The organism is Brachybacterium sp. GCM10030252, from assembly GCF_042666535.1.
Lineage (GTDB): Bacteria > Actinomycetota > Actinomycetes > Actinomycetales > Dermabacteraceae > Brachybacterium.
In genome coordinates this window covers 53,800-74,069 of the sequence record NZ_JBHTDM010000035.1, presented here as the reverse complement: position 1 = coordinate 74,069, position 20,270 = coordinate 53,800, and the positions used below count along the sequence as shown (strand labels likewise).

General features: G+C 71.1%; 20 protein-coding genes. 8 read left to right on the top strand and 12 right to left on the bottom strand.

The features are described from left to right. Positions 1-90: 90 nt before the first annotated feature. The 6 genes from ACFQRJ_RS15900 to thiD all read right to left on the bottom strand — a co-directional run bounded on the left by ACFQRJ_RS15900 (position 91) and on the right by thiD (position 5,754). The gene (locus ACFQRJ_RS15900) at positions 91-975 is read right to left on the bottom strand and encodes a class II glutamine amidotransferase (protein WP_377020197.1); all 885 of its coding nucleotides are present in this window, start codon (positions 973-975) and stop codon (positions 91-93) included. Between the two features lie 95 nt (positions 976-1,070). Beyond that, a complete protein-coding gene (locus ACFQRJ_RS15895; RefSeq protein WP_377020196.1) occupies positions 1,071-1,901 on the bottom strand; it encodes an amino acid ABC transporter permease in 831 nt (276 codons plus the stop codon). Beyond that, positions 1,898-2,599: an amino acid ABC transporter permease gene (locus ACFQRJ_RS15890; protein WP_377020195.1), complete on the bottom strand. Its 702-nt coding sequence runs from the start codon at positions 2,597-2,599 to the stop codon at positions 1,898-1,900. Before ACFQRJ_RS15890 ends, ACFQRJ_RS15895 begins: the two co-directional genes overlap by 4 nt. Positions 2,600-2,744: 145 nt before the next feature. Beyond that, a complete protein-coding gene (locus ACFQRJ_RS15885) occupies positions 2,745-3,719 on the bottom strand; it encodes a glutamate ABC transporter substrate-binding protein (protein ID WP_377020194.1) in 975 nt (324 codons plus the stop codon). Between the two features lie 155 nt (positions 3,720-3,874). Beyond that, entirely contained in the window at positions 3,875-4,669 is a 795-nt protein-coding gene (locus ACFQRJ_RS15880) for an amino acid ABC transporter ATP-binding protein (protein WP_377020193.1), read from the bottom strand. 284 nt (positions 4,670-4,953) lie between these two features. Next, positions 4,954-5,754: a bifunctional hydroxymethylpyrimidine kinase/phosphomethylpyrimidine kinase gene (thiD, locus tag ACFQRJ_RS15875; RefSeq protein ID WP_377020192.1), complete on the bottom strand. Its 801-nt coding sequence runs from the start codon at positions 5,752-5,754 to the stop codon at positions 4,954-4,956. A gap of 289 nt (positions 5,755-6,043) precedes the next feature. On the opposite strand from thiD, the gene ACFQRJ_RS15870 reads away from it, so the two are divergent. After that, a complete protein-coding gene (locus tag ACFQRJ_RS15870; protein ID WP_377020191.1) occupies positions 6,044-6,676 on the top strand; it encodes a GtrA family protein in 633 nt (210 codons plus the stop codon). Between the two features lie 200 nt (positions 6,677-6,876). Beyond that, on the top strand, positions 6,877-8,100 hold the full coding sequence (locus tag ACFQRJ_RS15865) for an aminotransferase class I/II-fold pyridoxal phosphate-dependent enzyme (RefSeq protein ID WP_377020190.1): 1,224 nt from the start codon (positions 6,877-6,879) through the stop codon (positions 8,098-8,100). 216 nt (positions 8,101-8,316) lie between these two features. Here the strand turns inward: ACFQRJ_RS15865 and ACFQRJ_RS15860 are convergent, their stop codons facing one another. The 3 genes from ACFQRJ_RS15860 to ACFQRJ_RS15850 form a co-directional block, all read right to left on the bottom strand. Next, positions 8,317-9,336, bottom strand: a complete 1,020-nt coding sequence (locus ACFQRJ_RS15860) for a hypothetical protein (protein ID WP_377020189.1) — start codon at positions 9,334-9,336, stop codon at positions 8,317-8,319. A gap of 182 nt (positions 9,337-9,518) precedes the next feature. After that, the gene (locus ACFQRJ_RS15855) at positions 9,519-11,741 is read right to left on the bottom strand and encodes a 3-hydroxyacyl-CoA dehydrogenase NAD-binding domain-containing protein (RefSeq protein WP_377020188.1); all 2,223 of its coding nucleotides are present in this window, start codon (positions 11,739-11,741) and stop codon (positions 9,519-9,521) included. 154 nt (positions 11,742-11,895) lie between these two features. Next, on the bottom strand, positions 11,896-12,810 hold the full coding sequence (locus tag ACFQRJ_RS15850) for a hypothetical protein (RefSeq protein WP_377020187.1): 915 nt from the start codon (positions 12,808-12,810) through the stop codon (positions 11,896-11,898). Between the two features lie 475 nt (positions 12,811-13,285). Between ACFQRJ_RS15850 and ACFQRJ_RS15845 the strand changes: the two genes are divergently transcribed. Then, entirely contained in the window at positions 13,286-13,699 is a 414-nt protein-coding gene (locus ACFQRJ_RS15845) for a hypothetical protein (RefSeq protein ID WP_377020186.1), read from the top strand. A gap of 134 nt (positions 13,700-13,833) precedes the next feature. Here the strand turns inward: ACFQRJ_RS15845 and ACFQRJ_RS15840 are convergent, their stop codons facing one another. Further along, positions 13,834-15,489, bottom strand: a complete 1,656-nt coding sequence (locus ACFQRJ_RS15840; RefSeq protein WP_377020185.1) for a WXG100 family type VII secretion target — start codon at positions 15,487-15,489, stop codon at positions 13,834-13,836. Continuing rightward, on the bottom strand, positions 15,486-16,256 hold the full coding sequence (locus ACFQRJ_RS15835) for a hypothetical protein (RefSeq protein ID WP_377020184.1): 771 nt from the start codon (positions 16,254-16,256) through the stop codon (positions 15,486-15,488). The genes ACFQRJ_RS15840 and ACFQRJ_RS15835 overlap by 4 nt, the downstream gene beginning before the upstream one ends. 226 nt (positions 16,257-16,482) lie before the next feature. Here ACFQRJ_RS15835 and ACFQRJ_RS15830 point away from each other — a divergent pair, with 226 nt between their 5' ends. Together ACFQRJ_RS15830 and ACFQRJ_RS15825 are read left to right on the top strand one after the other, a co-directional pair. Beyond that, positions 16,483-16,953 (top strand): ArsR/SmtB family transcription factor, encoded by a 471-nt coding sequence (locus ACFQRJ_RS15830; protein WP_377020183.1) that lies wholly within the window; start codon positions 16,483-16,485, stop codon positions 16,951-16,953. Positions 16,954-16,955: 2 nt separating this feature from the next. After that, a complete protein-coding gene (locus ACFQRJ_RS15825; protein ID WP_377020182.1) occupies positions 16,956-17,438 on the top strand; it encodes an SRPBCC domain-containing protein in 483 nt (160 codons plus the stop codon). Positions 17,439-17,547: 109 nt separating this feature from the next. On the opposite strand, the gene add is transcribed toward ACFQRJ_RS15825, so the two are convergent. Further along, entirely contained in the window at positions 17,548-18,561 is a 1,014-nt protein-coding gene (gene add / locus ACFQRJ_RS15820; protein ID WP_377020181.1) for an adenosine deaminase, read from the bottom strand. A 180-nt stretch (positions 18,562-18,741) separates the two neighbouring features. Between add and ACFQRJ_RS15815 the strand changes: the two genes are divergently transcribed. From ACFQRJ_RS15815 to ACFQRJ_RS15805, 3 genes are all read left to right on the top strand, one after another. After that, the gene (locus ACFQRJ_RS15815; protein ID WP_377020180.1) at positions 18,742-19,068 is read left to right on the top strand and encodes a hypothetical protein; all 327 of its coding nucleotides are present in this window, start codon (positions 18,742-18,744) and stop codon (positions 19,066-19,068) included. Further along, positions 19,065-19,268 carry a hypothetical protein gene (locus tag ACFQRJ_RS15810; protein ID WP_377020179.1) on the top strand — a complete coding sequence of 68 codons (204 nt, stop codon included), beginning with the start codon at positions 19,065-19,067 and terminating at the stop codon, positions 19,266-19,268. The genes ACFQRJ_RS15815 and ACFQRJ_RS15810 overlap by 4 nt, the downstream gene beginning before the upstream one ends. Positions 19,269-19,398: 130 nt before the next feature. After that, positions 19,399-20,253: a GNAT family N-acetyltransferase gene (locus ACFQRJ_RS15805; RefSeq protein ID WP_377020178.1), complete on the top strand. Its 855-nt coding sequence runs from the start codon at positions 19,399-19,401 to the stop codon at positions 20,251-20,253. Positions 20,254-20,270 lie beyond the last annotated feature (17 nt).

The window sequence follows — 20,270 nt, the reverse complement described above, 5'->3', positions numbered from 1 at the left end:
GGGCCTCCAGTCGTGTCGGGGCGACGAGCTGTCACTGCCGGCTCGCTCAACCTTATCCAGATGGCGGCCTCCGTGGCGGCGCCTTGCCGTTCAGCGCACCTCGCAGTTCAGGGCGGGACGCACCGAGACGCTGAGGTCGCCCCGGTTGATCACCAGCGCCTGGCCCTCGCCCACGTCGAGATGGTCGGCCTGAGGGATCCCGGAGGAGGCCACGATCACGCGGTCGGCGTCGATGCGGTAGCGCAGCGAGTAGTTGTCGGCGGTGTGATGAGGCTTGGCCTGGGCCGGATCGGACTGCTGATAGGCGATCATCACGTCGGGCGTCATGTACAGGCAGTTCAGGGCCTCGGGAACACGACCGGCGTGCTCGAGGCACAGCTGCGTGAGCTCGGCGGCGGCCCGCTGCACGGCGGTCGCCGGGTCCGTCTCGCGGGCATGGAGCTCGACCAGGGAGAAGTACAGCTCCGAGTCGGTGGTGCCCTCGGGCGTGCGCCCGCCGCGCGCGAGGATCGCTTCACGCAGCGGGTCGGAGAGGTCGTACTGGCCGTTGTGCGCGAATACCGCCTCACCCTCGCGGAAGGGATGGGTGTTGTCGATCCGCAGGGGCAGGCCGGGGCTCGCCTTGCGCAGGTGCACGAGCATCATCGGGCCCGTCGCCTCGGCGACGGCGTCCCGGTAGGCCGCGGATTCGCGGGCCACATCGAGGTGGCGGTGGATGCGGGGCCGACGGGGGTCGACGGGCCAGTGCTCACCGGCCGGCCGAGAAGTCCCTGCGGCTGCGTCATTCCCGCCGGCCGCCGCCCCGCCGGCCGCCGCCCCGTCGGCCGCCGCCTTCCCGTCGGCCGCGTCGAACCAGGCCACGCCCCATCCGTCGCGATGGATCTCGGACTGTTCGGTGAACGGTTCGATCTCGTCACGGACAGCACGGTCCAGGGAGATGAGCTCACGGGAGACGACGCCGAGCAGTCGGCACATGGCAGGACCAGCCTTCCGGGGAACAGTGGACGACGGGGACGACGAACAGGGCCGACGCGAGCGGCAGGGAGGACGCGTCGGGCGGCGTGTCGGACTCAGCTCGCGCCGGCGCGGGCCTTCATGTGCGCATCCAGTGCCAGCGCGATCCGGGTGAGCAGGAAGTTCACGGCGATGTAGATGACCGAGACGACGATGTAGGTCTGGACCAGGTAGCGCGTGATCGAGACCATCGTCTTGCCCTGGAACTGCAGCTCGTTGACGCTGACCACGTAGCCGAGGGTGGAGTCCTTCAGCAGGGAGACCAGGGCGAGGATGAGGCTGGGCAGGACCAGGCGCACGGCCTGCGGCAGGATCACGGAGAGCATGGAGTCGCGGTGGCTGAGCCCGATCGCGGCGGCGGCCTCGTGCTGCCCCACGTCGACCGCCTTGATGCCGGCCCGGAACACCTCCGCGGTGGTTGCGGAGGAGACCAGGACCATCGGGATCGCGAGCATCCAGAACCGTGGGAACGTGACCCCGTAGGCGGGCAGAGCCAGTAGGAACCCGTAGACCACCAGCAGCATCGGGATGCCGCGGAAGAACTCGATCCACACCGTGCTCGCTGCGCTGAGCACCCGCACCCGCGACAGCCGCGCCAGCGCCAGCAGCAACCCGAGGGGGAAGGCCACCGCTGCGGCGACAGCGGTGACCTGTACCGTCCCGGCCAGCCCCTGGCCGAGGAAGGCGAGGTAGTCGGCCCGGAGGTAGACGACCCACTTGTTCGGATCCAGCTGCCCGTTGATCGCGAACTGCCGCAGTCCTGCCGCGAGCAGGCCGAGGATCGCCAGGATGCTGAGGATCGACAGCAGCAGGATCCGCCGGCGCCCCTTGGGGCCGGGCGCGTCGAACAGCACCTTGGTCGCGGTATTGCTCGTCGCAGCGCTCATGCCTGGGCTCCTGCCGTGACATCCAGAGCATTGCGGGTCCGGGAGCGGCCCGGCCGCTGCCCCGGGGAGACGGCGCGCTCGATGACACCGCCGAGCGCGGCGCCGCCCAGGGACATCGCCAGATACACGGTCCCGGCCACCAGGAACATGATCACCGCCTGCGCGTACTGGATGTTGAGGGTCTGGGTGACCCAGGTGATCTCACTGACCGAGATCGCCGAGCACAGCGCCGATCCGATCACCGTGCCGATGAAGACGTTCACCAGGGGCTGGACCATGGCTCGGAAGGCCTGCGGGAGCACCACGTGGCGCAGCGTCCCGAAGAAGCCGAGCCCGATCGACCGCGCCGCTTCGGCGTGGCCGACGGGCACCGTATTGATCCCCGAGCGGACGTTCTCGCACACGAAGGCGGCCGACGAGAGGGTCAGCCCCAGCACGCCGCACCAGAAGTAGGGCAGGCGCAGCCCGACGTCGGGGAGGCCGAACGCGACCAGGATCAGCAAGCTCAGCAGCGGGATGTTGCGGAAGATCTCGACGTAGACCGTCGCGGCCCAGCGCAGCGGCGGAATGGGGCTGACCCGGCACACCGCCAGCGCGGTGCCGACGACGAGCGCGAACAGGTAGCCGAGCACGACCAGCGCGAACGTGGTCGCGACACCCTCCACCAACAGGGGGATGTTCTCGCGGATGGCTTGCATGGGTCCCTCTCGAGATCAGGGGCGGGCTGACGGGCGGGGTGCGGCCGTCGGCCGTGCATGTCGCGGGGGCGGCCGGATCCCACCGTCTGGCCGGGCCGACGGGCTGGCCAGGTCCGTCGGCCGAGCGCGTCGGCCGGTGGTCGGCTCACGCCGGCATGTCGCCCGGGGTCGGGGGCTCGGGGGCCGAGCCATCCACGACCTCGCCGATGGTGGCGGCCCACAGCGCGTCCCAGGTACCGGAGTCGATGAGCTCCTGGAGGAAGGTGTTGACGAACTCGACGGCGTCCTCGTGGTCCTGCGAAAGGCCGATGCCGTACGGGTCGTCGACGAACGGTTCACCGACCACGGAGACCTCCGGGTCTGCGGCGGAGTTGCCCAGCAGCACGCCCTGGTCGAGGACGTACGCGTCGGAACGACCCTGCTTCAGTGCGGCGACGCAGGACTCGTTGTCCGGGAGGGTCTCGACCTCTCCCGGGTCGGTCACGAACTCTTCGATGGCCTGGATGCCGGTCGAGTTGGACTGGGTGACGAGGTTCTTGCCGGTGAGGTCCTCCGGGCCGGCGACGGTCTCGGCGTCCTCAGTCCGGACCTGAATGGCGGTGCCCGAGAGATAGTACGGGCCGGCGAAGTTGATGACCTCGAGGCGCTCGGGAGTGATCGAGTAGGTGGCGATCACGCAGTCCACGGTGCCGTTCTGGACCATGGTCTCGCGGGTCTCGACCGTAGTGTCGATGTACTCGATCTTGCCCTCGATGTCCTCGCCGAGGATGTAGCGGGCCAGCAGCTGGGTGATGCCCGCGTCGAAACCGGTGGGCTCGCCGCCACTGGTGCTGGCCAGGGAGAAGACCTGGTTGGCGAGGGTGCCACCACGGATCAGCTGGTCCTTGTCCTTGATGGCGCTCGCCCAGGCGCTGGCGGCGACGACGTCGTCCTCGGCGATCGGGCCGGAGGCGATGGCGTCGGTGAACGCCGAGCCTTCGGCGCCGCCGCCATCGGAGCCGCCGCCCAGTGAGGGGCCCTCACCCGTCTCGGAGGAGCAGGCGGCGAGGGCACCGAGGGGCAGGGCGGCAGCGGCCGCGACGACGGCGCGACGGCCGGGCCGGAAGCTGGTGCGGGTCATGGATCTCTCCGATTCTCGAGTCGCCCGTGGGGCGGGGTCGGGGCTGTGGGGTGGGGTCGGGGCTGGTGGGGCGTGGTCGCGGCTGACGGGGCATGGTCGCGGCTGGCGGGGCCGGGAAGGAGCCGGTGCGGCACGGCTGGTGCTGGTACGGCCGGTCAGTGGGGCAGGATCTTGCCCAGGAACGCCTTGGCGCGCTCGCTGCGTGGTGCGGTGAAGAACTCCTCGGGCTCGCCCTGTTCGACGATCTCTCCCGCATCCATATAGATCACGCGGTCGCAGACATGGCGGGCGAAGCCCATTTCGTGGGTCACCACCAGCATCGTCATGCCCTGCTCGGCGAGCTCGGTCATCACGTCGAGCACCTCGTTGATCACCTCGGGGTCGAGCGCCGAGGTGGGCTCGTCGAAGAGCATGGCTTTGGGTCTCATGGCCAGTGCCCGGGCGATCGCCACGCGCTGCTGCTGCCCGCCGGACAGCGCCGTCGGCAGCGAGTTCGCCTTGTCGGCGAGACCGACGCGCTCGAGCAGCTCCATGGCCTGCGCCTCGGCCTCCGCCTTGGAGGCTCCGCGCACCTTCCGCGGGCCGAGGGTGACGTTGTCGATCGCCTTGAGGTGGGGGAAGAGGTTGAAGGCCTGGAAGACCATGCCGACGTCGCTGCGCAGCTTGGTCAGCTCCTTCCCCTCCTCCGGCAGCCGCTGGCCGTCGATGGTGATCTCGCCGGCGGAGATCGTCTCGAGCCGGTTCAAGCAGCGGCACACGGTCGACTTCCCGGATCCGGAGGCGCCGATCAGCGCCACCACTTCACCGCGATGGATATCGAGATCGATGTTCTTCAGCGCCTGGAAATCGCCGAAGAACTTCTCCACGCCGCGCGCGGAGATCAGGGGCTCCCCGATCTGCTTCGATGCCTCCGGCCGCGTCGAACCCGTGGCTGTGCTGGTATCGGTCATAAGGGTGAGAATGCGGTGTCAGGAGGCGCCCTGTCCAGGCAGTGGGCATTCCGCTCACCGTTCGGAACAAGTTCGTGACCGGTGTTCACGCGATGACCGGAGGCCGGGTACTGGCGACATAGCGGGAGCCGTGGCCATATAGGCAACGGCTCCCGCTATATCGCCAGTTGTCGGGAGCGCCCCCGCCGGTCAGGGGTGGCGCGGCCCGGGCCGGACACCCGTTCGGGGACAGCGGCCCGGGCCGGGCACCCGTTCAGGGCCAGCGGCCCGGGCGGACTCGCCGCTCAGCGGTGGTAGGCGCCCTGGTAGACGGCGTCGAAGGGGGTGTGGCCGGCCTGGCGGTTCTCGATGGAGACGGTGACGATCTCCTTGGCCACCTGCGCCGCCTCGAGGGCGGTGGCGCCCTTGGCCAGCTCCGCGGTGACCGCGGCGGCCAGCGTGCAGCCGGCGCCGGAGACGCGCTCCTGGCCGATCTTGGGGCTGCGCAGCTCGACGACCTCGTCCCCGTCGTAGAAGATGTCGACCGCGTCGGACCCGTCCAGGACCACGCCGCCCTTGGCCAGGACCGTGACGTCGTAGGCCTCGTGGATGCGCCGGGCGGCCTCGGTGAGCTCCTCGACGGTCTCGATCTTCTCCATCCCCGACAGCGTCAGCGCCTCGAAGTGGTTGGGCGTGACGAAGGTGGCCAGCGGGAGGATCTTCTCCTTGAGGGCGTTGTCCGTGTCCAGGGCCGCGCCGGGCTCCTGCCCCTTGCAGATCAGCACCGGGTCGAGCACGACGTGGGTGAAGCTGCGCTCGCGCAGGGAGGCGGCGACGGTGTCGATGGTGACGGGCGTGCCCAGCATGCCGATCTTGACCGTGTCGATGTCGTGGACGGAGGTGGTCGCCTCGATCTGGTCCGAGATCACCTCCGGGGCGACGGGCACGAAGCGGTGGGCCCAGTCGTTCTTCGGGTCGAAGGAGACGATGCAGGTCAGAGCAGCGGTGCCGAACGTGCCGAGCTGGTGGAACGTCTTGAGGTCCGCCTGGGCGCCGGCGCCACCGGATGCTTCGGAACCGGCGATGGTCAGGGCGACGTGGGTCATGGGAACCTTCCTTCGATGCTGTGGGGCTTCGATCCTGTCGGGGGCGGTGCCGCGTGCCCCGATCGCGGCGCTGTGGCCACGACCCGGAGGTCGACGGGGGCGATGCACCCGTCACGGCAACGGAGACCGCGCGCTCCCAGGGTGCCGACGTCGTCGGCCCCGTCGCAGCGGCCTGGCCGTGCGCTCCCAGGGTCCGGGTGCACGCGAGTGGGCGGGTCGGCGACCACTCAGCATCCGGACCCGTCGCAGGCCGGGCCGCAAGCCTATCGCCTCGGGTACAGTGCCGTGCGTGCTGAGACCCCAACCGTCGACGGACACCGCGGATCCCACGCGATCCGGCGATGCCGCAGATCTCGGGTGTACGACGTCGTCGCTCGAGTGGGCAGGTTCCCTGGAATCCGTGCCGGCCCGTTCCGCCGCGCGCCGTGCCCGCGCGACGTCCCCGTCGGCACCGAGGAGGCCCCTGCGCGAGCGGGCCCGTGATCTCGCCACCGACCATCTGGGGTCGTCGATACGGTTCCTGCTCGTCGGCGGCATCGTCTTCCTGCTGGACGCGGCGATGTACAACCTGCTGGTGTTCTGGGAGCCCTCCGCCGGCTGGGGCCACGGGATCATGCACGGCCACCCCCTGACGGCGAAGCTGCTCACGATCGCGGTCGCCTCCTGCCTGACCTACCTGGGCAACCGGCTGTGGACCTTCGGGGACCGTCCCCGCCCGGACACCGCCCGCTCGATACTGCTGTTCCTCCTGATCAACCTGATCGCGGCCGGTCTGCAGCTGTCCTGCCTGGGCTTCTCGCGGTATGTGCTGGGCCTGGACTCGGTGCTGGCGGACAACATCTCCGGCACGATCATCGGCCAGGTCATCTCGACGTCGTTCCGGTACGTCACCTACGGGCGCTTCGTCTTCCCGCGGCGCTGAGACGGCCGACGGGCCGTGACGCGGCCGGCCGGCCTGCGGCGCGGCGCCCCGCGCGGCGCCCGGCCCCGCCCGGCGCCCGGCCCCGCCCGGCGCCCGGCCCCGCCCGGCGCCCTGTCCCGTCACACGCCGGCGCACCCCGGCACACCGACTCAGCCGGACTGCCCCGGCGATCCCGGTCCGTCTCTGACAGACTCGTGGCCATGGACACCACCGGCCCCTGGACCCGCGCCGCCGCCGCTGCCGGCCTGCTCGCCGGCGGCGAGGCCCGCCCCACCGTGTTCGCCCGCATGTCCGCGAAGGCCACCGAGCTCGGCGCGCTGAACCTCGGCCAGGGCTTCCCCGACGACGATCCTCCCGCCGTGGTGGCCGACGCCGCGGTGAGCGCGATCCGTGCCGGCCACAACCAGTACCCTCCGGGCATCGGCGAGGCCGCGCTGCGCGAGGCGATCGCCGAGCACCAGTCGCAGTGGTACGGGCTGCACTGGGACGCCGGCAGCGAGGTGCTGGTGACCACGGGCGCCACCGAGGCGCTGGCCGCGACCATCCTGGCCCTGGTGGAGCCGGGCGACGAGGTCGTGACGCTGGAGCCGTTCTACGACCAGTACGCGGCGCTGATCGCGCTCGCGGGCGGTGTGCATCGCACGGTCCCGCTGACCTCCCGCGCCGACGCCTCCGGCGACCTGGTGCTGGAGGTCGACGAGGTCGCTCTGCGTGCGGCCTTCTCCGACCGCACCCGCGTGGTACTGGTGAACACCCCGCACAACCCCACCGGCGTGATGCTGTGGGTCGGAGCGCTGCAGGCGATCGCCGAGGAGGCCGCCCGGCACGACGCGATCATCGTGACCGACGAGGTCTACGAGCACCTCACCTTCGGCCCGGCCCACCTGCCGATCGCCACCCTGCCCGGTGCGCAGGATCGCACGGTCTCGATCTCCTCGGCGGGCAAGACGTTCTCGGTCACGGGCTGGAAGATCGGCTGGATCACCGCCCGGCCCGAGCTGGTCACGGCCATCACCGGGGTCAAGCAGTGGCTGACCTACGCCTCCGGGGCGCCGTTCCAGCCGGCCGTGGCGGCAGGATTGGGCATGCCGACCTCTGCCTTCCAGGATCTCGCCGACAGTCTGCGTGCTCGCCGCGACCTGCTGACCCAGGGCCTGCGCTCGATCGGTTTCCGGGTCAGCGTGCCCGAGGCGGGCTACTTCACCGCGGCCGACGCCGCGCCGCTGGGCGAAGCCGACGCCATGGCTCTGTGCGAGCGGCTGCCCGAGGAGGCCGGCGTGGTCGCGATCCCGCTGTCGGCCTTCTACCGCGACGGCGCGGCCGGGGAGGCGAGCTCGTATCTGCGCTTCGCCTTCTGCAAGAGCCACGCCACGATCGAGCAGTCCCTGGAGCGCCTGGAGGCCTGGGCACGGCACCGCCGCTGACGGCGCCGAGGTCGGCTCATCCGGCCGCGACCCAGATCGAGCCGGCCCCTTCGGTCCACGGCGTGTACACCTCGAAGGTGCCGTCCCGGCGCGCTGTCGTCCTCGTGCCTCGTGATCCTCTCGCCGGGGTGGCCGGGACCGACCGCACGACGACGGCCCGCCTCCTCACCGGTTCTCCGGGAGCAGGCGGGCCCTCGTGGTCCGCGCGGGATCAGATCAGGTGGCTGAGATCCAGGCGGGGTCGCCGCTGAAGTCGAGCAGGCTGCTGACGGTGAACGCGCCGCCCTCGACCTGGTCCTCCGGCACCAGCAGCGGCACTTCCCATTCGCCGGTGCCGCCGTCGTAGAGCGTGCCCACGTCGAGGCTGTCCTTGGGCGCCACGGCGCTGGTGAGCGAGTAGCTGTTCCCGGCATCGGAGACGTACTCGACCAGGATCGAGAAGCCCGGCTCGAGGCTGTCATCGCCGTGGTACGTCGCCGTGATAGGCACCAGGATGTAGGTCTCGCCCTCGGCGGGCTCCTCGTTGTACGAGTTGGCCTCCAGGACCTCGTCGGTGGCGTCCCAGTTCGGCTCGCCGAGGGTGACGTCGATGGTGCCGCCGTCACCATCGTCGATGGTCACGGTCTCACCGAGTGCAGCCGGATCATCCTTCGTCGCGGCTCCCCCGGAGGATCCGCCCTGGGACTCCTCCTCAGTGGTCTCCTCCGCCGAGGTCTCCTCCTCGGTGGTCTCCTCCTCGGTCGGCTCCTCCTCGGTGGCCGCCTCCTCAGAGGTCTCCTCCTCGGTGGTCTCCTCCTGAGTCGTCTCGCCCCCGCCGCTTGTGTCCTCGTCGCCACCGTCGCGGGTGAACAGGAAGATGCCGCCGCCGACGATGACGAGCAGGAGCGCGAGGACCGCGCAGCCGGCGCAGATGATGATCGGGACCTTCGCGCCCCCGGACTTCTTCTCGCCGCCCTGCGGGGTGAAGCCCTCACCCGAGTCGCCGCCGAAGGACGGCGCGAAGGAGGCGTCCTGCCCGTAGCCGGCGTTCGGCGACGCCTGACCGTAGGGGGCATCCGCGGAGGCCTGACCGTAGTCGGCCTGCGGCGGCTGGCCGTAATCGCTCGGCTGCTCCTGGCCGAAGCCGCCGTTCGGGGACGGCTGACCGTAATCCCCGTACCCACCGTCCGGAGAAGGCTGCCCGTGGGAATCACTGGAGGGGGGCTGACCCCATCCGTTCTGCGGTGGCTGCGACATATCTTTTCCGGCGCGTAGACAGCGCCATCCCCTCTCTCCCGGTACGTCTGTGCGGTCCGACCCCTGGGCCTGACCGTCACATAGTACGGGGCGTGCCGACCGGGAGCGATGCCTTCGACATCGCTATCCGGTTACGAACGGGCGAGAGAAAGCAGTCCCGCAGAAGCTCGACGGCGGCCGATTCAGAGCCGCCCTGTGAACAGCTCCCCGTGGAAAGTCCGACCCACGGCACGCCGGGACGCACCGCTGACGTCGAGGTACGGCGTGATGCCGCCGCGATGGCGCGGGAAACCGGCTCCGAGGATCAGTGCCAGGTCGACCTGCTCGGGTCGCTGGACCACTCCGGCCTCGAGCATCAGGGCGATCTCCTCGGCCAGGCCGTCCTGGACCTTCTCGAGCAGGGCGTCGCCGACGGGGGCCTGCGCCGCGCCGGCTCCCCCGCCGTCGGCGGCGAAGACCTCCGCGACCGACGGCGAGACCGGCGGGTGGACGGCAGTCCTGCTGCGCTCGGTGAAGCGGGCACCCCGCTCGGCCATGGCGGTCAGCCCCGGGGAGGCGTGGAAACGGGCGCCGAGCTCGTCGGCCAGCACCGCGCCGACGTGGTCGGCGACGGCCAGGCCCACCAGGTCCAGCAGCTCGAGGGGACGCATCGGCAGGCCGAGCGGATCCAGGGAGGCGTCGACCTCCTGGGGATCGGCGCCGGCGTCGAGGGAGGCGAGCACCGCGCCCAGCACGCGGAACAGCAGCCGATTGACGATGAAGCCGGGTGCGTCGGCGCTGCGCACAGCGAACTTCCGCAGGCGGCGCACCACCTCCTGTCCGGTCGCCAGAGCAGCGTCGTCGGTGGCCTCGGTGTGGACCACCTCGACCAGCGGCATCTTGGCGACCGGGTTGAAGAAGTGCAGGCCCACCACGCGCTCGGGGTGCTCGAGATCCTCGGCCATCCGCGCGACGGACAGCGAGGAGGTGTTGGTGGCCAGCAGGGCGTCGGGGGCGAGCACGCTCTCCAGCTCGGCGAAGACGGACTTCTTGACCCCCAGCACCTCGGGGACGGCTTCCAGCACGAGGTCGCAGCCTTCGAGCTCGGCCAGATCGGTCGTGGCCGTCAGCCCACCGGCCACCCGGGTGGCGGTGTCCTCGTCGAGCTTCCCCCGGGCGGCGGCCTGGGCCACGACATCGCGGGCAGCCGCCAGGCCCTTCTCCGCGATGCTCTGGTCGAGATCGCGCATGACGACGGGGACCTGGAGCCCGAGGGCGAGCTGCGCGGCGATCTGGGAGGCCATCAGTCCGGCACCGGCCACGCCGACGCGGCGGATCTCGCGGGCGTCGTCGACCGGGGCGCGGCCGGGCTTGCCGCGGCGCAGCAGCTCGGCGGCGTACATGGAGGCCGCGGCGGCGTCGCTGCGGGCCAGCTCACCCAGGGCGGCGGCCTCGCGGTCCAGGGCGGCGGGCAGGTCGGAGCCGGGCAGCTGCTGGAGCAGTTCGAGGGCGCGGGCGACGGCGGGGGCTCCCTGCATCTCCAGCCGCGCCGCCCAGGTGCGACGGGTCTCGGCCGCGCCGTGCGGGGCATCGAGTGCGTCGCGCAGTGCCTCGGCCTCGGGGCTGCCCTCGGCGGGAAGCGGGACGGCGCGACCGGCCCAGGCACCCGGGATGGTCGTCTCCGCGGCCAGCCGGGTCTCCACGGCGGCCTCGGCCACCGCGGGGTCGACGATGTCGGTGTCGGCCTCATCGACGTCGATGTGCGCGGCGACCAGGGCGGCGAACTCGTCGAGCGCTTCGTCCAAGTCCGCGGCGAGCTCGTCGGCCAGTCCGGTCTCGAGGGCCTGGTCGGTGCCGAGCTGCTTGTCGCGGGCGGGGTCCTCGAGGATCATCCGGGCGGCGGTCTCGGGGCCGACGACGGACTGCAGGAGGGTGGTGCCGCCCCAGCCGGGCAGGATGCCCAGGCTGGTCTCGGGCAGGCCGATGCCGGTGACGCCCGGGGCGACGGTGCGCACGTCGGCCATCAGCGCCACCTCGAGGCCGCCTCCGAGGGCGGCCCCGTTGAGGTGGGCGAGGATCGGGACGGGGCTGGAGCGCACGCGGATCTGGAGCGCATGCGCGGCCCTCGTCATGGTCTCGACGCTCTCGAGCACGTCGGGGTCGGAGAACATCGAGAGATCGGCGCCGGCGAGGAACACGCGTCCGGAGCCGGTCAGGGCGATCGCCTGGATCTCGCCGGCCTCGGCGCGGTCCAGGGCGGTGGAGATCGCGCCGGTGACGGCGTCGAGCGAGCGCGGACCGAGGGTCGCGGGCCGCTTGTCCTCACCCTCCGGGGGCGCGAAGGTCAGCACGGCCACGGTGCCGAGCCCGGGGTGCTCGCGATCTGCGGTCAGGACTCGGGTGACGTGCTCGGTGTAGCTGCTCATCAGTGGCCTTTCGCGATCTCTTCGTCGAGTGCCGGCGGGCTCCGCCCAGTTGCCTGATACCGCCGGTTTCAGATAGATCATGCCTCAGCGCGTCGGCGGGTGTCCACCGCGCGCCCCGGCGGCGAGGCCCCGCCGCGGAGAGCCACCGTCGATCTCACGCGCCGTCGAAGTAGAGCACTTCCCCGTTGAACGTCTCGACGCCGAGCCGGAACCCTGCGACTTCCGGCTCGGGCAGGATGTAGATGCTGCGGAAGGTCGCGCTCTCCCCGTCGCCGAGCGGCTCGATCGCCTCCATCGGGTCCGGGACCAGTCCTTCGGCGGCATCCTGGTAGTAGGAGCGCTCGGATTCGCCGGTCAGCCACAGCTCCTCGACGGGGGCGAGCCGGCCCGGCCCGTCGTAGCGGACCTCGAAGGTCACCATGACCATGCGGAAACCGTCCTCGACGACGTCCTCACCGGCCGCCCCGGGCAGGGTGGCCTCGGTGTCCACGTCCGTCGGGGTGACGCTGATGGTGCCGTCGGACCACGTGCCCCAGGAGACGGTGTGCTCGCCGACGGTCGCCGGGTCGTCGAAGCCGCCGGTCCCGTCGGTCACGGGCCGGCCTGCCGAGTCGGTGACCTCGCCGGGCTCTCGCTCCTGATCGGTCTCCTGCTCCGACGGGGTGGCCGCGGGAGGCTGGGCAGGTGCCGGCTCCCCGGTGTCGAGCAGCCGCACGGCGCCGCCGACGACCAGGCCGACGGCGGCGAGCATGCCGACCACCTGCAGGGCCACGATCGCGACGATCGCCCAGGGCGGGATGCCGCCCTCCCGGCGGGCAGGGCCGCGGTGGGATGGGTCCCGGCTGTCCGGGCCGCGGAGAGCTGGTTCTCCGCGGGCCGAGTCCCCGAGAGCCGCCCCGGGCGGCCCGCCGTCCCCGAAGGCGCTGAGCCTCTCGGGACCTGAGGGGTGGCCGTCGGCGCCGTAGTCCGGCAGCCCGAGCGGTTCGTCGTCGGCGAGTGGTTCCGTATCGGACGGGACCGGGGAGGGGTCCCGGTCCGCGCCGGTCGGAGGCGGCCACTGCTGTGCCATGACTCGAGCATAGGCGCCTCGGGCCCGCGACACTCCCGGTGTGCTCAGGTGGCATGACGAAGCGCGAGGCATCGAAAGAGGTGTGACCGTGGTGAGCAGACGAGGCGCACCGAGCGCTGCTGCCTGCGGCGCGCAGCCGGCGCTCCGCCGTCGAAAGCGCTGTGTGATGGAGGTCGTGGTCGAGGTAGCGGTGGCCGACGGGGGGTATTCGACTCTGGACCTGCGGCCCTTCACCGGTTCGAACGGCACGGATGAGGGGTCCGTGGCTGATCTCGACCCGTCGTTGGACCCTGACGGCAGGATCTCAGTGGAAACGCTCGCTGAACGCTACTGACGGAAGGACCGCACGCCGCTCTCGTGCCTTCCGTGGTCAGGCCTTCCGTGGTCGGTGGGATCGGGCACCGCTGAGGGGCGGGCACGACCGGAGCACATGGCATGCTGGAACTCGACCCGTGTGGAGAGGTGGGGGAACGTGGTGAGTCGACGAACTGTGCTGGGGTCCATCACGGGCCTGCCAGCGCTGCTGCTGGCTGCCTGCGGCCCGACGGACGACGGCGTCACTGACCAGCTCATCGCCGCCATCTCGGAGATCCCCGATGTCGATTCCGTCGAACTCGAGATTCGTCGCGGTGCCGAGTTCGGCGTCGGTCTCTCGGGGACGGTGCACATATCCCCGGGAACGGGTGGACCGGTCGATGTCTTCGATGAGGCAGTGGGCGCGATCGCCCGCGTGGCTGCTCGGGAGAACGGGTACGACCACTTGGACGTCTCGTCGTTCACCGGTCGGGACGGTGGCGAAGAGATCACGGTCTTCAACCTGGACCACGAGCTGGTACCGGACTCGCGAGTGCGCATCGAGCTGCTGTACGAACGATACGGCCTCGCCTGACAGCGGTGATGACGCGCAGCGCCCCGAAAGTCCCGGCGAGATCGTCTGGACTCCGGGCCGTTGCCGGCTCCATGAACCAGACCGTGCGCCCCAGGGCGACACGGAGCGAGACTGTTCTGCCGACCCCTCCCGAATCAGTGCTCGCCGCGCCCGACGGTGACCACATGAGACTCGGCGACGTAGGTGCCGTCACCGATGTACGAGCCCGAGATGTCTTCCTGCAGCCCTGAGAGCACCGGGTCCGCACCCGTGGCGGCCTGCACACTTCCGTAGTAGCCGTACGCAGGATCGTTCGGGTCGTAGGAGTCATGATTGCCGAATAAGGGTTCGGTGCCATCGCTCACACGCCCGGGGCAGCCCTCGAGAACGACCTCGTGCACATTCGGTGCCTGCAGGCTGCCGTCACCGACTTGGGCCCCCTGCAGATCGGATTGCGCGATCGGGTCACCGGTGTACTGCACGTCCGTGGGAACGGGCACCTCGACCGGCTGACCGATAGGACCGCCGACAGCGACCGGCACCTCGCCGACGCCGTGCGGATCCAGACCCACCGGCCCGTGCGCCACATTGACCACCTCGGTCGACCCCTGGGCCGGCACGACCGTCTGGACAGGCGAACCCACCGAGAAGCTATGGGTCACGTTGTATGTCCCGGACTCGCCGGAGGAGCTGTTGAAAGGGGGATCGGCTGCCAGATGGGAGGCCACGATCCCTCCCTGGGAATGCCCGACGAACATGACGTTCGACCCGTCCGGGACCCCGGCCTCCTCCATCGCCGCACGGACGTCGTCCATCGCCGCCGGATGCTGGCCGGCGACCAAGCGCAGATTCGACCCCCAGTCCCGAGAGTTCCCCTGGCCCCCATATGCTTCCGGCACCTCGCCGAGCCCGGCCCCCTCCGTCGGCGGGACCTGCACGATGTACGAGGGATCGCCACCATCAGCGCTGCGGACCTCCTGGATGCCGATCTGACCGGACTCGAGGGCGCCGCCGTCATGGGACATCCTCAGAGCGTCGTTCCCGATCACCAGGTCGCCCAGATCCTGCGGACTCGCCACCGGTTCCGTGCTCGTCTCGACACCTTCCACGATGCCGCCCGGGCGGTCATCGAGAAATGCCGTGTCGTTCCCGGTGACGGCCTCGTACACACCCACACCGGCAGAGCCCGTGGTGACCAGGCCCGCCGAGACCAGTTCGGCGTAGGTCGGAACCCGCTCGCCGGTTGCCCAGTCCTCGAGGATCCCGCCGGCGTGGTTCGCATCCCGCTGGAACTGCGCGATCCCGTCGGTGTTCACGCCGAGCCCGCCGAGCCCCGTCTCCAGGAGGTCTATCCCGCCGTCGACGCCCCAGCCGATCGCGTCGGAGGCGAGCCTTGCGACATCGGACAGCGCCCCTTCGGCGGGGCCCTCGAGCCAGTCCGGGAGCCAGGAGCTGTCGTCCTCCAGATACCCATGGACCATGTCCGCCGCCACGGCGTCCGGGATCGACCCGGGAGTCTCGGCCGGGCCGGATTCGGGGCCGTCGCGATCGGAGACCACGTCCTGCTCGTCGGCCTCCCCGAGCGCCCGGTCCCCCAGGGTGGTCAGGTCGTCGCACAGGGTGGAGAGGTGGGTGGCGGCCAGATCGTCCCATCGACCGCGGAAGTCCTCGGCGTCGGGCCCTTCCCAGGCCGTGCTCCGGATGACGGCGTCCAGCCGCTCCCGCAATCCTTGCACGTCGCCGGAGACGTGGCGCAGCCGGTCGGCATGGGAGCGGACCTGTTCGGTGTCCATGCCGTAGAACGCGGTCATCGCGCGCCTCCTCGCGCCGCGCACGCGGCCTCGAACCGCAGGCCTTCCTCGAGCACCGGGAGCACTGTGCCCAGCACATCTCCCGGGGCCACGGGATGGATAGCGCCGGTCGAGGTCTCGGCGGCGTCCATGCGGTAGAGGTCGCGGTCGCCGCGCACCCAGAGCCGGGACCAGGACACCGGCGCTTCGGTGACGCGGCCACCAGGGTCGTGCAGGGTAAGGGAGACCGATACGCGCGGGCCGCTGGTGGTGAGGGCGTCGCGCAGCCGGTCATCCAGGTCGGGCACGGAGGCGACGGCGTCCTGCGGGGACTCGCCGCGCGCCAGTGCGGCTCGGAGGAGTCCGATCTGTGCGGGGGTGGGCCGCAGCGCGTGCTCGGTCCGTTCGACGGTGAGCCGAGGGGCTTCCGGGTCGACGCCGGCGGCGTCGAGCAGTTCGGTGATCAAGCGAGGCACCTGGTCGATCGGGACCGTCGACCACTGGGAGGCGCCGCCGTCGACGGAGGCCTCCACGGTGGCGCCGGCCGGGTCGAGCGCGACCCGTGCCCGACGGGTCGATTCCTCGTGCGTCACCGCCACGACCAGGAGAGCCCGGGCCGTGAACTGGTGCCGGACGAGCTCGTCGAAGCCGTCGGTGGGTGCCGGCTCGCCGGTCGGAGCCGGGCCGGGGACCAGTGCACGGTAGACCGGGTTCCAGTCCCGCGCCGGGGTGGTGGTCTCGGCCGCCCAGTGGGCCGCTCGATCGACGGTCGCGGTCAATGTCGCCATCGGTGTGCTCCTCGAGCAGAGGGCGGGTTCGGTGCCCCGAACCCCTGTGCTTCGGTGGCCGGAGCCCCTGTGCTGCTGCGAGCGTACGAGCCGGGGGCCCGACCGGCCATGGGTAGTTCTCCCCACCGCCCGGCAACCGGAACCGCGCGGTCGCCGGAACAGCGCTCCCCCGAAAAGAACCGGCGACCCCTTGAATCATACAACCACACGGTTGTACGTTTACGGTGTGCATCAGATCGACGACGACCACGCCGATGCGTGGTTCCACGCGCTGTCGGACCGCACCCGCCGGGACATCCTGCGGCGGGTGCTCGACGGCGAGCAGTCGGTCTCGGCCCTGGCCCGGAACTACCCCATGAGCCTGACGGCGGTGCAGAAGCACGTCGTCGTGCTCGAGCGGGCCGGGCTCATCACACGGCGTCGCAGCGGCCGGGAGACCCTCGCTCGCGGTGACGCCGACAGCGTGCGCTCGGCCGCGCGGCTCCTTGCCGACCTGGAGGCCGCCCGCCGGGAGCACATCGCCCGCATCGACGAGCTGCTCGACTCCGCGGCCGAGGACGACCCGGCTGCATTCCCCAGCCGGCCGGACTCGCCACCACGCCCGCCGGAAGCTGCGGCTCACCAGCATGACCATGCGCCCCGCCGGTCGGCTTCCCTTCCCCGTCAGCCGGCACACCCGCCCCACCGGAAGGAATGACCATGCCTGTCACCGACATCAGCCACGACCTCGAGGCCATGACACTCACGATCACGGCGGAGTTCGCCGCGCCGGTCCGGCGGATCTGGGACATCTACGCCGATCCGCGCCAGCTCGAGAAGGTCTGGGGGCCCGAGGGCTACCCCGCCACCGTCGTCGACCACGACCTCTCCCCCGGCGGCCGGGTCACGTATTACATGACCGGCCCCGACGGGGATCGGTTCTACGGGTACTGGGAGGTGCTCACGGTCGATGAGCCGAACTCGTTCACCTACCGCGACGGCTTCGCGAACGAGGATTTCTCGCCGAACGAGAGCCTCCCGGCCGCCGAGTCCACCACCACGCTGAACGAGCACGACGGGAAGACGCGCGCAATCTACGTGACCACGTACAACTCCCGCGACGAGCTCCAGACGGTGCTCGACATGGGCGTCGAGGAGGGCTCGCGCTCGGCGATCAACCAGATCGACGACCTGGTGGCCTGACGGGCTGCGCAGATCTCGCGCGGACTCGGCTCCCGCGGACCGGCCCCGGGACCGCTCGGGGCCGGTTGCCGGCCGGCGCGCCCCCAGGGTGCGGTCGGCTCCCCCGCGCTCAGCCCTGTGCGGCGACCTCGTCGAGGCGACGCAGCCATCCCTGCGTCGCCTCGTCCCCGGCCCAGCTGATCTCGAGGGAGTTGCGCGCCAGGGTCACGACCTCTTCGCGCGTGAGCTGCTGCGCCTCGGCGAGCGCGAGGATGTTGTCGGCGACGTACCCCCCGAAGTACGAGGGGTCGTCGGAGGCGATGGAGACCTTCAGCCCGCTGCGGAGCAGCTCCGTGATCTCGGCTCCCTTCATCTGCTCGGTGACGAAGGAGTTCGACAACGGGCAGCAGGTGAAGCCGATGCCGCGCTGCTTCGCCTCCGCGACCAGGGCCGGGTCCTCGAGGATGTTCGAACCGTGGTCGATGCGCTCGACGCCGATCTCGTCCATGACGGTGGCGATGTGGCCGATCGCGTCGTCCTGATCGACGTCGCAGTGCATCGTCAGCCGGTAACCCGCCTCCTTCGCGGCGGCGAAGACCGCGGCGAACTTCTCGGGCGGGTTGCCGCGCTCGTCGGAGTCCAGGCCCACGCCGACGATGCGGTCACGGTAGGGCAGGGAGGCCTCGAGCGTCTCGCGGGCGGATTCGGCGCTCATGTCGCGCAGGAAGCACATGATCAGGGCGGCGTCGACACCCAGCGACGGCGCCTCCTGCACGGCCGACCACAGCCCGTCGACGACGATGGAGAACGGGACGCCGCGGCTGGTGTGGGCCTGGGGATCGAAGAAGATCTCCGCCCGCACCACCCCGTCGGCGGCGGCGCGCTCGAGGTAGGCGAGGGCGAGGTCGTGGAAGTCCTGCTCGGTCACCAGCACCTCCATCGCCGGGTAGTACACGGCCAGGAAGCTGGTCAGATCGGTGAAGTCGTAGGTGGCACGGACGTCCTCGACCGTGTCCTGCTCGATGTCGACCCCGTTGCGCCGGGCCAGTTCGAGCTTCAGCTCCGGTTCGAGGGTGCCCTCGATGTGCAGGTGCAGCTCGGCCTTGGGCAGGGCGGTGACGAACTCGCGGTCCACGACGGGCACGATGACTCTCCTCGGTGATCTCGACGCTCGCGGCATCAGAAGCCGCCGGCGCCAGAGTACGGCGCGCGGATGGGAGCGGCCCGGGACGGCCGGCCGGGCGGAGCCGGCCCGTGACACGGATCCGCACCGCGCCTACGGTGGAGCCACAGCACCGGAGCACGGATTCGGCGGGAGGTCGACATGCCGACGAGCGAGACGCGTGCCGCCGACGCGCCGTCGTCCCAGGTCGACAGGGGCCGCAGGGTCGCTCCGATCCGCCGTGCGCCCTGGACCATCGATCTGCTCGCGAGCGTGATGGCCGGCGCCGGCCTCTTCGGCTTCTGGGGTGGTGCCGGCGACATCGTCGGGGCGGCTCAGGGACTGGGCATCCTGATGCTGGCGGCCGGTGCGTCCTCGTGGGGCGCGTTCATGCCAAGCACCACGGACCCCGACCGACCAGGACCTTTCACGGTCCGCGCGCAGTGCTCGGCGCCTGCCTCGCCGTCGCGCCCCTGGCGCTCTTCGTGACGCTGCCGGCGAGCACCCCGTCGTCCGCCATCGCGATCCTGGCGGTGGTGTTCGGCGGCATGTTCTACGCCGTCGTCCGTCTCGAGGACGAGGAGGCTGCGCGCCGGCCGGCGTCGCCGCGAAAGGCCGGCCCGGTCGCGACGTACCCCGAGGTCACGACCCACGAATCCCCTGACGGCGCCGACGATCGCCGACGCTGAGGACGGGTACCTCACAGCGCCCCTCGTGGCGCCGGGGCTGCTCAACGCATCGGAGTAGCGTTGATCCGGGCCCGTCCTCGCTCGCGAGGAGCAGGCCGGATCCGCCGCGCCGGTCGAACGAGGAGCACGCATGACCCTGGAGGACGACTCCGCCGCCGAGCCGATGCACATCGCCGCGGACCGGCCACGGGCCCGGGCGCAGGACGTCCCCCTCGCCGGTGAGGATCGCAGTGACGGTCGACACGGGGGTCGCGGCGGTGCCACCGGAACAGACTGGAGCGCCCCTGCGGCGGACCACGACGGCGCGGCGGACGCCGTGCTGGACAATCCCGTGTGGTCCTCCCTCACCGGGCGTCACGCGCACCTGGCGATCGGCAACGACCTGGTCAGGAAGTACCCCGACGACGTCTCCCCCTTCGTCGGCGTGAAGGACTGGGAGCACCCGGACGTGTGGGACGCGCTCCTGGAGGTGTTCGGCCATGACGCCGTCGTCAGCATCTCCCACGCCGACCCGCTGCTGCCGACGGGGTGGTCTCCCGTGTTCAGCATCGACGGCGTGCAGCTGACCGAGACCGACCGTCTCGCCGCCCGACCGGACCAGGAGGCTGTCGAGCTCGGTCCCGAGGACGCGTCCGAGATGCTCGCCCTGGTCCAACGCACCGAGCCCGGCCCCTTCCTGCCCCGCACCCCTGAGCTCGGTCGCTACGTGGGGATCCGTCGCGACGGCGAGCTGATCGCGATGGCCGGCGAGCGGCTGCAGCCCGAGGGATGGACCGAGATCAGCGCCGTCGCGGTCGACCCCGCCCACCGGCGCCAGGGCCTCGCCTCCCGTCTCGTGCTCGATGTCGCCTTCCACATCCAGCAGCGGGGCAGGCGGGCCTTCCTCCACGCGGCGGCCGCCAACACCGGCGCGATCGCCGCCTACGAGAGGCTCGGCTTCGCCCTGCGTCGCCGGCTCACCTTCGGCGCCGCCCGCACACCCTGAGGGTCCGGACCGGCGGG